At 47.9% G+C, this 14,427-nt stretch carries 13 protein-coding genes; 4 read left to right on the top strand and 9 right to left on the bottom strand.

Annotated elements, in window-relative coordinates; translation table 11 throughout:
- Positions 1 to 95: 95 nt before the first annotated feature.
- A complete protein-coding gene (locus ACSBL2_RS16960; protein ID WP_442587736.1) occupies positions 96 to 764 on the bottom strand; it encodes an HAD family hydrolase in 669 nt (222 codons plus the stop codon).
- A 363-nt stretch (positions 765 to 1,127) separates the two neighbouring features.
- Between ACSBL2_RS16960 and ACSBL2_RS16965 the strand changes: the two genes are divergently transcribed.
- The 4 genes from ACSBL2_RS16965 to moeB are packed head-to-tail and all read left to right on the top strand — an operon-like array spanning position 1,128 to position 4,453.
- Positions 1,128 to 2,537: an NAD-dependent epimerase/dehydratase family protein gene (locus tag ACSBL2_RS16965; RefSeq protein WP_442587737.1), complete on the top strand. Its 1,410-nt coding sequence runs from the start codon at positions 1,128 to 1,130 to the stop codon at positions 2,535 to 2,537.
- Complete coding sequence (locus tag ACSBL2_RS16970) at positions 2,530 to 2,952, top strand: M67 family metallopeptidase (RefSeq protein ID WP_442587738.1); 423 nt, start codon at positions 2,530 to 2,532, stop codon at positions 2,950 to 2,952. Before ACSBL2_RS16965 ends, ACSBL2_RS16970 begins: the two co-directional genes overlap by 8 nt.
- Before the next feature lie 21 nt (positions 2,953 to 2,973).
- Positions 2,974 to 3,309, top strand: a complete 336-nt coding sequence (locus tag ACSBL2_RS16975) for a MoaD/ThiS family protein (protein ID WP_442587739.1) — start codon at positions 2,974 to 2,976, stop codon at positions 3,307 to 3,309.
- Positions 3,296 to 4,453, top strand: coding sequence for a molybdopterin-synthase adenylyltransferase MoeB (moeB, locus tag ACSBL2_RS16980; RefSeq protein WP_442587740.1), 1,158 nt, complete (start codon positions 3,296 to 3,298; stop codon positions 4,451 to 4,453). Before ACSBL2_RS16975 ends, moeB begins: the two co-directional genes overlap by 14 nt.
- Before the next feature lie 106 nt (positions 4,454 to 4,559).
- On the opposite strand, the gene ACSBL2_RS16985 is transcribed toward moeB, so the two are convergent.
- From ACSBL2_RS16985 to ACSBL2_RS17020, 8 genes are all read right to left on the bottom strand, one after another.
- Entirely contained in the window at positions 4,560 to 6,203 is a 1,644-nt protein-coding gene (locus ACSBL2_RS16985) for a carboxylesterase/lipase family protein (RefSeq protein WP_442587741.1), read from the bottom strand.
- 134 nt (positions 6,204 to 6,337) lie between these two features.
- Positions 6,338 to 6,874 (bottom strand): RNA polymerase sigma factor, encoded by a 537-nt coding sequence (locus ACSBL2_RS16990; RefSeq protein WP_442587742.1) that lies wholly within the window; start codon positions 6,872 to 6,874, stop codon positions 6,338 to 6,340.
- 237 nt (positions 6,875 to 7,111) lie between these two features.
- Positions 7,112 to 8,140 (bottom strand): hemin-degrading factor, encoded by a 1,029-nt coding sequence (locus tag ACSBL2_RS16995; RefSeq protein WP_442587743.1) that lies wholly within the window; start codon positions 8,138 to 8,140, stop codon positions 7,112 to 7,114.
- A 12-nt stretch (positions 8,141 to 8,152) separates the two neighbouring features.
- Entirely contained in the window at positions 8,153 to 8,935 is a 783-nt protein-coding gene (locus ACSBL2_RS17000) for a heme ABC transporter ATP-binding protein (RefSeq protein WP_442587744.1), read from the bottom strand.
- A gap of 4 nt (positions 8,936 to 8,939) precedes the next feature.
- Positions 8,940 to 9,986, bottom strand: a complete 1,047-nt coding sequence (locus ACSBL2_RS17005) for a FecCD family ABC transporter permease (RefSeq protein ID WP_442587745.1) — start codon at positions 9,984 to 9,986, stop codon at positions 8,940 to 8,942.
- The gene (locus ACSBL2_RS17010) at positions 9,986 to 10,849 is read right to left on the bottom strand and encodes a heme/hemin ABC transporter substrate-binding protein (RefSeq protein ID WP_442587746.1); all 864 of its coding nucleotides are present in this window, start codon (positions 10,847 to 10,849) and stop codon (positions 9,986 to 9,988) included. The genes ACSBL2_RS17005 and ACSBL2_RS17010 overlap by 1 nt, the downstream gene beginning before the upstream one ends.
- Positions 10,850 to 10,961: 112 nt before the next feature.
- Positions 10,962 to 12,032, bottom strand: a complete 1,071-nt coding sequence (locus tag ACSBL2_RS17015) for an HmuY family protein (protein ID WP_442587747.1) — start codon at positions 12,030 to 12,032, stop codon at positions 10,962 to 10,964.
- A 33-nt stretch (positions 12,033 to 12,065) separates the two neighbouring features.
- On the bottom strand, positions 12,066 to 14,159 hold the full coding sequence (locus tag ACSBL2_RS17020) for a TonB-dependent receptor plug domain-containing protein (RefSeq protein WP_442587748.1): 2,094 nt from the start codon (positions 14,157 to 14,159) through the stop codon (positions 12,066 to 12,068).
- Positions 14,160 to 14,427: the final 268 nt, after the last annotated feature.

The raw sequence follows: 14,427 nt of genomic DNA on the forward strand, positions 1-14,427 counted from the left end.
ATGCAAAACTTTGCATTTTTTGCTTTTTAAAATATGACGGAGATCATATTATCCCTTAAACAATTTTTCCTGACATTAGAAACAGGAAACGAAGGCTAACTATTCAAAGCCAACAGCTGTTTGATGGTATCAATGGATAAACCCGTATAGTCATCAATATACCAATCACATGGAGGCAATTCCTCTTTGGTATGGGAAGAAAGCACGCCCACCACACGCATTCCGGCATTCAGGGCTGCGCTGATTCCGGAAAATGAATCCTCAAAAACCACACATTGTGCGGCGGAGACCCCCAGGTTTGCGGCAGAAGACAGATACACTTCAGGATCCGGTTTATGTTTCTTTACATTTTCACTGGCCAGTATTGAACCAAAGTTCCCGCGGATGTCGACCTTGCTTAAAATCAGGTCCAGGTTGGCCCGTGGTGCCGAAGTGGCAACGCCAAGTTTTGCCCCATTGGCTTTCAGACTGGTAATGAACTCCACGATACCTGCGATAGGTTCCACAAAAGGTTCATAAATCTTTCGGAAAAGACCTTCCTTCTCTTCCTCCAGCTGCAGCAATTCCTCCCCGGCAATAGGACGTTTCAAAAAATGGCTCATGATATAACTGTTGCTCTTACCGAACATATGTGTAGCGAACTCCTCATCTGTAGGAGCAAGGTCCCTTACGGAGAAAAACTCACGGAAGGCAATGGAATGATAGGGATTGGTATGGCAGATCACGCCATCCATATCAAATATAACTGCTATTTCTTTACTCATCCTGCAAAGTTAACATCATTTTTGGTTTGGAGAAAACAGATCCCAAACAAGCGGTCTGGCGATGGCGACAAGCCAGTTCTCCCAGGACTGGGCTACAGCCTGCCTCTACTGCAGGGCCGTTCCCCAAAATTTAATCCATTATTAAAAAAAATGACATTCCCTATCAAATCCGGGTCATTTGTCCTGCCATCCACACCAAGAGTTAACCCAGCTATAAACCAACGAAATAACAAGCCTACGGCTACACACTTTTTCACGAAATTGTGATATAAAATGTGTAGGGAATGACCTGCAAAACCGGGCGCGTATCCTTAAATTTATTATCATAATTAATTTAATTATTCACAACATCAACGACGCTCCATGCAACGATCCTATCCGCTTCCGGCCACCTCGATTTATGAAAAGATATGGGAACATTCTCCCAGTTTTAAAAAGCCCGATTCCTATGCCATTTTGCAGGATTTAACCCAAAAACTGATAAAAAATTATGCGGAGGCAGGACGTCTGGAGGAAAACCCCTTTCATCCGGCGACGAAAAGAACACTGCATCTTCCCTTCGAAGAAATTAACTCTCTCTTAACAAATAGTACCTGCCTGATTACTGGCGGACTGGGTTGCGTGGGAACGGGCCTGCTGAACCGGTTATCCGCCTTTGACGTCAGCAGGATTATTGTGCTGGACAAACAACCGATCCCCACTGAACCCCTGGTCCGGCATAAAAATATCATTTATGTGGAGGCTGATATTCTCGATGAAAAAGGCCTGAATGACCTCTTCCAGCTATACCGGCCCCAGTTTGTTTTCCATACCGCAGCACAGCGTAATCCCGGATATGCTGAGCGGCATATTGAAGATACCGTGAACATCAACATCTTCGGTACCCTGAATGTGGTCAATGCCTGTGAGAAATGCGATTCTGTGTTGCAGTGTGTATTTTCTTCCACCGGAAAAGCCAGCCGTTATTATACCGATGAGGTCTATGCCGCCACCAAGAAGGTTTGTGAATATATCTTTGATACCTACGCCAGTTTCAGCGAGGTCCTGTACTCCTTTGTGCGCTTCACGCATATTCTCGACAACAGCCTGATGCATACAGAACTGAAGGACCTGGCGAATGCCGATTACCTGCCTGTCCATAGTCCCGGAAAGTATGTCACTGCCCAGAATGTGGATGAAGCCGCCTGCCTCCTCATCAATTCCCTGCTTACGGCAGTACATGGTGTATGCAATTTCTCGATTGTACGCCACCTGGAATGGCCTGTAGAAAGTCTGGAGGTGGCCCTCTATTATATCAGGATTGGCAAAAGCAATATTCCTGTGATCTTTAAAGGCAATCCTCCGGGATATGGAGAGAAGTTCTTCCGGGGACAAATGGACTGGAATAACCCAGAGGAAATGAACCTGCTGATCAATGTCTATGAGCACAAATACAGTGGTTACAATGAAGCAGGTGACACCATCATTTCCCGCATTGTCCCCACCTGTCCATTTGTGCTGCAGGAGGCATTGGAGCAGATCAGGCATGCCCATGGAGAAGAAGAGGTAAAAAACTGCTTATGCAGGGAGCTGAAAAACATGGTACAGTCGGCCCTGCAGCATGTGGATAAAAAGGATACCCTTAATATCCTGCAATGGGGACTGCAACCCCAATTCCTTGCCGCTGAAGGGACAACCATGACGGATTACGGGGCAACCGTACTGCTCCTGATGGACAGCCTGGAAGACATCGGCATCCCCGAGAAAAAATCCTATTCAACAAGCTATGAATAACAAGTTAATCTTTGAAGAACTCCCCAGGTTAATGATGAACAGGAATGCCATAAACACCTATCCCTTAGAATGCTGTGGTTTTCTTGTGGGACATACCGCCGGGCAGCAGGCCACCGTAAAAATGGCCATTGCCGTGAAAAATGCAGCGGCTTCCAACCAACATTGCTATTTTTTAATCCCTGCACAAAACTATGTGGCCGCAGAGCGCTTTGCTGAGAAAAATAACCTCTCCCTGCTGGGCGTTTACCACTCCCATCCCAATCAGTCCCCCTTACCCTCAGGAACTGACATGAGGTTCGCCCTGCCCAACTTTTTCTATGTCATCCTTTCTGTGAGGGACAAGAAAGTCACGGAAACCAAATGCTGGCAGCTGGGGAAAGAGGAATACTTTGAAGAACAGTCCCTCGACATATAAACAACCAAAAACAAAACCGATATGGCCACGATCTTAATCCCGACCCCCTTAAGAAAATTTACCGGCAATTTGTCCAGGATCACCGTATCAGGGACAGTCATTGCCGAAATCATCCATAATATGATGAAGGAATACCCCGATATGCAAAAGTACCTGCTGGACACCGAAGGTGCCGTACGTCCCTTTATCAACATTTTTGTCGACCAGGACGACATCCGGAGCCTGAACGACCAGCTCACGGAAGTCGATGCACATTCCGTCGTCAGTATCGTCCCTGCCATTGCCGGCGGAGGGGCCATATGTCCTGATCAAACTGTTTTCCCTCCACTCAATTCCTCCAGCCATGGAAGCCGCTAAGCTGTTCTCGAAAGCAGAACTCAACCGTTACAACCGGCACATCATCATCCCCGGATTTGGGCTGATGTCGCAGGAAAAGCTTAAAAATGCGCGCGTGCTGGTCGTTGGTGCCGGGGGACTGGGAAGTCCTGTCCTCCTGTATTTGGCCGCAGCCGGAATTGGGACCATTGGCATTGTCGACGGTGATGTGGTGGAAGACAGCAACCTGCATCGGCAGGTGCTGTATAGCGTAGAGGAGATCGGCATGGCCAAAACAAAGGCGGCAAAGGCAAGGCTGGAATCACTGAATCCCTACCTCAATATCATGGTACATCCCCTGCAACTGACTGCCGAAAATGCGGAGGGCATCATCACCCAGTATGATGTAGTCGCGGATGGCACAGATAATTTCCCTACCCGTTACCTGGTGAATGATGCCTGCGTTTTATTCCATAAGACCAATGTGTATGCTTCCATCTATCAGTTCGAGGGACAGGTATCGGTCTTCAATGCCCTGCATCCTGATGGCAGCCGGGGACCAAATTACAGGGACCTGTATCCTGAACCGCCGGAACCTGGTGTAGTCGCCAATTGTTCAGAAGCCGGTGTCCTGGGTGTCCTTCCAGGGATCATTGGCAGTCTGCAGGCCCTGGAAGTCATTAAGGTGGTCACCGGGGTGGGCGACATCCTCAGTGAGCGGTTGTATACCTTCGATGCCCTTAGCTTTGAATCCCGGATCTTCAATTTGACGAAAAATCCTGGTAATCCGCTGACCGGGAGGAATCCGGCCATCACTGGGCTGATAGATTATGAACAATTCTGCGGGGTAAAAGCTGTGGAGAGGGCAGTGAAACAAGTCAGTGCGGCTGATTTATACGCCATGCAGGTCCGCGGTGCCGATTTCCAGCTGATTGATGTACGTGAAAAAGAAGAATACGACCGGGCCAATATTGGCGGGGAACTGATTCCGCTGGGAACGATTGTTGAAAATGCCGGAAGAATAAAAACCCATAAAAAGACAATCATCATTTGCCGGTCCGGCAACAGAAGTGCCCTGGCCATCCGGCAACTCGAAGATGCCTATGGCTTCAGCAACCTCTATAACCTTGAAGGGGGCCTCAGCAGGTATTTCGACGAACTGGAACTCGACCTCCCTATCTATTGAGTGATTTAAACCTACATATACCTTTCCACAAAAATTGGCTGACCATCACAGGGATGATGCAGCCAATTTTTTTCCTATTAGGGAGAATCCCCCAGCTATTGATGACTTATTTGTTGTACTCCTTATCCAGGAACAGGTAGCGGTCACGGTGCTGCTCTTTTTGTTGTCCGCTGCTTACATTGATGTGCATATAGGAAGCCTCTTTCTCCCTGATCGCATCCCAGGCAGGTAATCCTTTACCATTTGGATTTCCGGTTTTGACAAAGTTGGCGAAATATTCCAGCATCAGTTCCGACACCTTAAAATCCTCTGCTTTCCAGGCATATACCTTATTCGTCGCCAGGTTACCCATCGCATATTCAATCTCAAAAGCATGCGGGGCACCTTCAGACACCGGCGCCTGGCTTTCCGGTTTGGCTTCTTTACCTTTCGTGAAGCCACCGGCCAGTCCCGGCACGGAATTTTTCATTTCTTCGGTCATTTCCGGTTTCGTTTTTCCGAAAATATAACCATATACGGGTTGACCTCCGGTTTTGTGCTGCAGGTCCATCCATTTCCAGGTACTGTACACAATAAAACGGTCGCTGGACAAATCGGTTGCCGATTTCAGCACTTGTGCCGCTGTATTGCCGGGATAAAGCTTCAGCGCTTCCTCCGCCTGTTCGCCATACAGCTGTTTCACTTTATGATGATAGTTTTCCGGCGTCAGGGCATCCATTCCCATCACCACCTGGTAAGGCACCTCCGCAGAATTCCAGCCTGCGAGTAAAGGTACTTTGGCCTGCTCCCCTGCGGCAAAGATCTCTGCAGGGAGTTTTGGGAGAAAATAACCGTCAACTGTAGCGGCGGTCTGGAAAGCACCTGGTTTGGCAGCAAGGTCCAGCAGCGTTGCCGCAGGGATGGCACGCAGTTCAGCGAGTGTCTTTACATTTGCTGTTGCTGTAAAGGCAGTGCCATTTTTTTCAGCCTCGGCAAGGGATATCGGAGCCAGCGTAGGTTTGATCATCGCACCGCTTTCCCCAATCGCCCCGGCAATCAGGCCTTTAGACAAAGGGGAGGCCATTTGTGCAGAGACCGAAATGGAACCGGCGGATTCCCCTGCAATGGTAATTTTATCGGGATCGCCGCCAAAAGCAGCAATATTGGCCTTCACCCATTTCAGGGCTGCATGCTGATCCAGCAGTGCATAGTTTCCGGAAGACTGGTGTGCCGATTCTTTGCTCAGTTCAGGATGGGCCATAAATCCGAAAACCCCCAGGCGGTAATTGACCGTCAGGGCTACAATTCCTTTCTTCGAGATGGCCTCCCCGTCATAACGTGCCTCAGAGCCATCACCAGCCACATAACCACCACCATAAAAATAAACCAGTACGGGAAGTTTCTCTTTACCTGATTTTGCCGGCGTCCATACATTTAAATACAAACAATCTTCACTCATGCCTGCGGAACGGAAATTCATATCCCCAAACACCGGTTTTTGCATGGCATTTGGCCCAAAATGATCGGCTTTTAAGATACCCGTCCACTTTTTAACGGGCTGGGGATCCTTCCATCTCAGTTCAGCCAGGGGTGGCTGGGCAAAGGGAATGCCTTTAAAGCTACGTACCCCGGAGGCTTCTATGCGTCCCTCCAGCATTCCGTCTGCTATTTTTACCTGCGGGGCCTTCAGCACACCCTTGGATGGTGCCTGGGAAAATGCCTGAAATACCATCACCTGAATGACAGCAAAGAGTAAAGAAAATGTTTTCATCTATTATAGGGTTTGTTAAGTAAAAGAGAAGTAAAATCAGGATTGATCCCTATTTTGGGGCTTTGAAAATCCTGATGCTTTCCTCCTGATTTAACGTTTATCCAACAAGATACGTATTGATTTTAAAAAAAACACTACGATTTCATGGCTGCCCTAAGGGTAGAAATGGCGGTATACATATGGTTATACACGGTCCTTGGTTTCAGTTGAAGCTGAACTGCAATCTGTTCGTAACTTTTTCCTTCATAAAACTTCAGCCTGATCATCTGCCGCTGCATCCGGGTAAGCGATTTCAAAGCGGAGCCTATTCTCCCCCTGCGTTCCTCCCCCTCCTGTAATTCAATCAGCAAGTACTCATAAGACTCTTCTCCCAGCAGTTCATGGGTATCTTCTTCCGACAGGCTCACCAGGTTCTTTTCTTTTGCGATCTCCTTAAAAATCCGGTTTCTGACACAGGTTTTCAGGTAAGAACGTACATAAACGACCTCAAGGATACTTTCTCTTCTCCCCCATAGTTCACAGAAAACCTCATGCAGGCAATCCTTCACTTTATCCTTATCGGCAATCATCCTAAAACCGTAGGTATACAGCTCCTGATAATACTCCTGGTACAATGTCTTCATTGCACCCGTATCACCATTACGAATTTGTTGCCAGAGATCTGTTGACATGAAAAACTTAAAGTTTACGCTTCATTATTAATTATCATTTGAGCACAGGGCTCTCCTATTTGTATCATTAAATATCATTTCCAGTGGAATCCCCCCAGAAAAAGAGTATACTTTAATAAAATTCGGGTCGTACGGAATAGAAAAATGACAGGAATGCAAAAAAATGCTGATGATCTCCTGCATTCCCGTAAAAATAACATATAATTCACAATATTTTTATATTACGCACAAAATATTTTAAACTATAACCGCCAATTTGTTCACCATTAACCTCCAGTCTTCATTTTCCGGGATTCCAGGTTTACGGCGGCCAAAAAACTGTACGATCACGCCTCCGTTTTCGTCGAATACTTCTATACTGGTAATGATTCCATCGCTTGTCGGTTTCTTCACCAGCCATACCGAGGCAATTGCGTCTTCCCGCAGGTGCATATTGAAGTCGGGGTCAAGTACATTAAACCATGGACCGGTTTGTACCAGTTTTTTAATCCTGCCGGTATGGATCTGTATACATCCGGGGCTTCCGGTAAACACCATGATATGCAGGTCCTGTTCGGCAGCCTGATGAAGAATATGCTTTAAAGAATCTGTGCTCATCTTCTGGGCATGGCCTGCCGGGGCCAGCTCCAGGCCTTGTGTCCTGCTCAGGCCAAACTTGCGCAGCATGCCATGGAACTCATGGGTATCCTTCAGGTTCAGCCAGCTTTCCTGAAAACCTTCCCGGTCAATTTCTTCCAGTGGTTTTTCCGGGACGATCTTTTTGTCCTTAAGGATCACTAGGGGAACGGACTGATCGCTTTCCTGGAATTTCAGCACCAGGGCATCATATACTTCTTCCCTGCTGTCTTCCACGAGGTAAATTTTATGCACCGCTTCCCCATCCTTACCAAAAAACTGCAGGCTCTTCCTTCCGTTTTCATTGACGGCAAAGGCAGATGACCAGACCATCATAAACAGCCTGAGGTCAATATCAGGGTTAACAGCCAATCCCATAGGGCCAGAAAAAGTAACATTGCTGTATACGCCTTTGCGCTCATGCACGCAATCATCATTGCGGGTCAGCGCCATCACCCTTCCGATTTCTTCTACCGAAAGCAGGATATCCCTGAATTCATTGCGCAGCCGTACCACACCTGCCCCGATGCCCGTGGCGAGCAGTTCTGCTTCGGAGCTGCCCAGTTGTTTCGCAGCATCCCTGATCCTTAATTTTGGCTGTTCTATTTTCAGTGCATCCCACTGATTTTTAAGTGCTATTGTCTTTTCCATTCTTCTCAATTTTTAGGTTTGTATCATTGCCGGAATCACCAGCGGGCAGTCATACCCTTCGCAAGGCATCAGCTTGACATGGATGCTGAAGGTTTCCTGTATATTTTTGGCGTTAATCACCTCCAGGGGGCTCCCTATGGCCACCATACGCCCATTTTTAAGCATCAGGATCTGGTCGGCAAAACGCGAGGCGAAGTTGATGTCATGTAAAATACAGACCACGCAATACCCTTTCGCCGCCAGCTGATGCGCCAGTTCCATCACCTGCTGCTGGTAAAGCAGGTCGAGTCCGTTGGTCGGTTCATCGAGGAACAGGCAGGCATCCTTACAGTCGTACACCTGTGCCAATACGCGCGACAGCTGTACCCGCTGCTGCTCCCCACCGGAAAGGGTATTGTAATCCCTGCCGGAAAGGTGGCTGATTCCCGTTTCTTCCATGACCTGCTTCACAATTTCTATATCGGTCGCTGCCGGCTGATGGTCAAAATGGGGGTACCTGCCCATCATCACCAGCTCATGCACCAGAAAGGAGATCGAAAGCGTATTTTGCTGGGCAAGGACTCCCCTTTGTTTGGCCAGTTCAGCAATTTTCCAGCCCTGGATATCTTTGCCCCTGAACAGGACCTGTCCGCTGCTGGCCGACATTTCCCTGCACAGCAGTTTCATCAGCGTGCTCTTTCCTGCTCCATTGGCACCGAGGATGGCGAGCATTTCACCCGGACGGGCAACAAAGCTGAGGTTACTGAGCAATTCTTTTTTTCCAATCCGGTAAGTAAGTTGTTTGGCCTCAATCATAAAATTACACTTTATTTTTATTACGCTCGGTAATAATGATATATAAAAATACCGGTGTACCGATCATTGCGGTTAATATCCCTATAGGTAACTCTGCTGGGCTCACCATTGTTCTCGCGATCAGGTCTGCCAGGGATAACAAAGCCGCGCCCATAATGGCCGAACCGGGAATCACCAGCCGGTGATCGGCACTGAAGCCCATCCGCAGGATATGCGGGACAATCAGTCCGATAAAACCAATGAGCCCTGCCACCGCAACGGAAGCACCAACGGCAATCGTTGCCAGTACCATGATGATCCTTTTCAGCAGCACCACGTCTATCCCCATGTGCAAGGCCTGCGCATCGCCCAATGCCAGGACATTCAGCGATTTGGCAATAAATGGAAGACCTGCTACCGGAATAAGAATAAATGGCAGAATACCGGTAACCGTAGCCCAGCTTGCCCCACCCAGACTCCCCAGGTTCCAGAAAGTGATGGTCCGCAGTTGTTCATCGGTCGCCACATAGGTCATCAGTCCGGTGAAGGCGCCTGTCAGCGCATTGATGGCGATACCAGACAGCAGCAAGGTGGTAATTACGGTCTTTCCATTCCGCATGGATAGGCTGTATACGACCATTGTGGTGATGCAGGCCCCTACAAATGCGGCCAGGGACAAGGCATAAAAACCGATTGCCCCTGTCAGCATTTTAAAAACCTTTACTTCCAGCACAATCATCAGCACGGCAAAAAGCGTCGCGCCGGAGGAAATCCCGATCAGTCCGGGTTCCGCCAGCGGATTTCGGAACAAACCCTGGATAGCCGCTCCGGAAACCCCTAGTCCTGCACCGATCAACACCCCCAGCATTACCCTTGGCAAGCGTATATTCAGCAACACTGCCGCCTGCTGGGGCTGAAAGTTAACGGATTCGGATAAGCCTGTTTTATAAGACAGTATCGACAGCAGTTCCGGTACCGTCATCTTTACTGCTCCTATGCAGCAAGATAAAACGATCACCCCGAGCAGGACAACCCACAAAAAGGTAAGGATGAGTCCTGTGTTTTTAACCATTATTTAATTTTCGCAGCCAGCTCCTGGATGGCAATACCCAAACGGGGACCAAAACTGCTGAGCAGCTCTCCATCCATCGTGATGATCTTTTTGTGCTTACCGGCATTGGTTTCTTTCACCCCCTGCACCTTCGCCAGCCCTTCTGCGCCACCCAGACTTTGCAGTCCGCTGTCAAACAGCAGGATGACATCAGGATTCGCTTCTACCAATGCTTCCGCCGTCAGCGGTCTGTAATCTGCAAAAGCAGTCACGGCATTTCTGCCGCCGGCCAGCGTAATCGCTTGATCCACCTGTGTCCCTGTACCGCCAACCATCATGGTTCCTGTACCCCGGGCATAAATAAACAATACCTTCGGGCGTTTCACCTGGTCTTCGGCCAGTTTCACCTTCTGCATGTCAGCTTCCAGTACTTTAATGATCGAATCCCCTTTGGCTGGCTGCTGCAGGCTATCTGCCAGGGCATGGATCAGTGTTTTTGTACCTGCAAGGGAATATTCCTGGTCCAGCAGCAACAACTTTACCCCTGCTGCCCTGAACTGTTCCACCAGTGCCGGTGTAATTTCTTTTTTAATCCCTACTACCAGGTTGGGCGATAAGGCCATTACCCCTTCTGCATTGATATTTTTGTTATGGCCCACTTTGGGTTTTGCTTTCAGGCTTTCCGGGTAATTACTCGTGACGTCTGTCCCTACAATATTTTTTTCCATTCCCAATGCGGCAATCACCTCAGACACCGAGCCGCTAAGGGATACGATTTTAGTGCTGTCAGGTAAACCTGCCTGCTGTTCATGGCCTTTTGGATTGCTCTGGCAGGCGGCCAGCACTGCGATGGCGGCCATTGCCGTTAATCTGATTAATTTCATTTTTTTACGTTATTTCCTGTCGGGTAAAACCTTGTGGTTAAAGTATTTTATGCCATAAAAGGCGGCTTCCAACGACAATGAAAGCCAGCCTTTTCAAACACAAACCAAATCTTTAACCTTTTTTAACCAATTTATATTCAATTACGGGTTTTCCACGTGTACCCCCATCTTCGGCAATAAAGCTGACGAATTTCAGTTTATAGACATTTCCTGCAGCATCTTTCAGCACATAGAAACGGTCTGTCAACACTCCCAGCACGGCACCGGCTTCACGTGCAGAGGTGACCCTCCATTTGCTTCCGATAGCTTCCCTTGTACCCAGGAAGGTCACACCAGCGATATTTGACTCCGCAAAGGCAGCATAGGAAACCGTACTGGTCAGCACCTCCCCGGCAGTTACGCCACCAACAAAATTGATCAATACCAGATCAGAAAAAGTGTAAGGGATAGTTGCAGAAGCTTTGTAAGTCGACAGGCCCCATTGCAGGTCCCAATCAGCTTTTAAAGGCTCAACAGTTGCAGCGCCGGTGACAAAAGACACCGCTTTAAAGTTATAAGCAGCGTCTTTGGTAATGGTCAGCGTTTTAAACGTAGTCTCGTTGATTTTCGCATACTGCAGGGTATAACCTGCACCATTGCGGATCACGCGAATCTTTTGCCATCCGCGGGCACCTGACAAGAGGCCGGCGGTACCGCGGTTAACGAGATAAACTTTATTTTCCGCATCAGTAGCAGAAACAGCAGCGATCACTGTTCCGTTTAAATAAGCGGACGTATTTCCGTCCACCGCGTCTACAGCGCTCATGGCTCCTGCACCCTGACCAAGGCTCAGGGAAGTTCCCAGTGCCAGAGAATCTGCTGCAGTCACCAGGTTCAGGTCTGTTTTATCTATAGCAATGGCTGTAGCGCCAACGGAAGGGTTAAGGATCACCCTGAAATCCGTTCCGCAATAGAAACCCAGGTCCCAGGTCTCGCGGGCTACAGAAGTTTGTTTATCGGTACTGAAGTCTACAAAGACACTGTTTCCAGCGCTTGCGCCAGTTTCAGTACCGATAAGGCCGTTCAATGTCAATGTACTTCCATCAGATGGAGGAACAACAACAATGGGATCGCTGTCTTTTTTACAAGCCGTAAAAGCTGTAGCGATACATAAAAATGCAATGAGTTTAGTAAATTTATTCATGTGATATTTTATATTATAAGGTTGGTATGTTTGTTATTTTTTCGTCCAGTTAAAGTTCAGTCCCAGCACATAAGACCTGCCATAGTTCATGATTACCGGTCCCTCCCCGCTGGAGTGTGCCACCCCGGTATTTGCTGCCGTATTGCTTACCGTAGTGACGTTCAAGAGGTTATTCACTCCTGCATTCAGCGTCAGCGAGTTCCCTATCTTCTTGGTAAACATCAGGTCGGCCATACTGAAAGAACCCGTTTTAGCCAGCCTCACATATTCCGGATGGGTTCCATCCGCAGCGATCAACTGATAAACAGGTTTCCTGCCAAGAAACTTATACGCCAGGTTAACAGTCGTTCCACCCAGCTTTTTAAAGGTATAACTGAGGTTTGAATTGACTTCCGGTGTCCACACAAATTCAGGAGTTTCTCCATATTGTGCTGCATTTTCGCTGTACTGGTTATAGGTCCCTATGACCGAGAAACCCAGGGAGAACTGGAAGTTATCGCTGAACACTGTATTCTCCCATGTTCCTCCGGTAGTTTTATAGGTATTGATGTTCAGCAGTGTCGTCGCCGTTGGATCTACCGTATCTACCGCATAATCAATTCTGTCATGAAAAATATTATAAAAACCATTCAGTACAGAGCGGAAATGGGTAGCCTGCGCATTCATTTCCGTCAAGGTCAGGGAAGCATTAAAACTGTCTGAGGTTTCTGCCTTCAGGTTTTCATTGCCATAGATCTTGTGGCTGGCATCTACAAAGTTATAATACAGCTCTCTCAGTGCCGGGGAACGGAACCCGTTGGCATAACCGAAACGCAGGTCCAGTTTTTCATTCAGCCTGATTTTTGTGTTCAATGAGGGGATTGCGGGTGGGGCATCGTATACCGAGTTACTGATAAAACGAAGTCCCGGACGCAGGACGAGGCCTTTCAACAATTCTATTTCAGAAGAGATAAAGAAGGCATAATCGTTGATCGTTGGTGTACCACTAATCCTTGCCCCGTCGGAATGGTCAATATTGATATCTATTCCGGGCTGGAAGGAAACCCTGTCCGATAATTTATACTGTAAAGTAGAACGGAAAGTGGCAGACCTGAATTTATCCATATCCTGGGTGCCCTGGGCCGTCGACAGTGTTTCCTCTCCGGTAGAATAATCATGTATATTCGTGATGGTCCTGCGTTGCAAATTAGAAAAGGCAGCCACTGCATTCCACTGCAGGCGTTCGCTAAACCGGTAATCTCCCTGTACTTGTTGTGTATACCTGTTGGTCACATATTCCGCTTTCAGGGCTTTAAAATTTCCGGGATTATAGGCCTCCTGCGCATAGATATGCTCATTTGCATAATCCATCCGGTACCATACATTGAATTTATCATTGCTGTATCCCAGTTTGGTATTGGCCATCCATTGTTCTTTTGGCTTCCAGCGGTTAGACTCAGCGGCAATAGAAGCGGCCTCCTCCAGGGGTTCAGGGGCATTAAAGCCACCAAAATCATTGTGTGTCAGCCCCGCCAACACACTGAAACCTTTCTTTTGCCAGGATCCCCCCAGGTGCTGGATATGCTGCCCCTCATTTGAAAAAGGCGAATACTCCTTTCCTACCGTTTCTTCCTGTACCCTGGCATTGATGCTCAGCGTTTCTTTACCTGGTTTTTTGGTGATGATATTGATCACGCCGGCAAGGGCATCGGAGCCATACGACACCGACAGTGGTCCTTCTACAATTTCTATGCGTTCTATTGTATTGATATCAATCTGGTTCAAGCTCTCGCGGGTATCATTCCTGTCCACCAGGGACACACCATCCAGTAAGACCTTCACGTTACGTCCGTCCATTCCCATCAGCTGCACATTGCTGGTCCCTAAAGTCATGTCATTGGAAAACCTGAAACCCAGTTCCGTGCTCAGCACCTGCTGCAGATTTGTGGCGGCGCGGAGGCGGATTTTTTCTGCACTGATGATACGGGTTTGGTAAACAGAATTCCTCAAAGACTGGGGAGCGTATTGTCCGGTGATGACCACGTCTTTCAGGTGATGGTCAGCTGCCGAGGACTTCCCTGTTTTTTCCTGGGCATAGCCAGTTCCAACACCCATACACGCTAACACGAAGAAAACACCTGATTTCATGAACAACTATTTAGAATCTTTTTAAATAACTCTGCAAGTATAGCGACTTATCAAGAATAAATCCAAATAATATTTCAAATAATCCGCAATTCTTTGGTTAAAAGCTCGATAACAATAAATGATCTCCATCACCTATGACCGGAATCACACGAAAAGACATCCTCCCCTGCGTTACTTTCCCGCTCAAACAACATTTCCTCCGGAATTAGTGTATAACAATTCTATTACCTATTTTTGTCGCGCCCACAAAGCACCTTTTCTGCATCCG

Source organism: Pedobacter sp. AW31-3R (assembly GCF_052180285.1).
Taxonomy (GTDB): domain Bacteria; phylum Bacteroidota; class Bacteroidia; order Sphingobacteriales; family Sphingobacteriaceae; genus Pedobacter.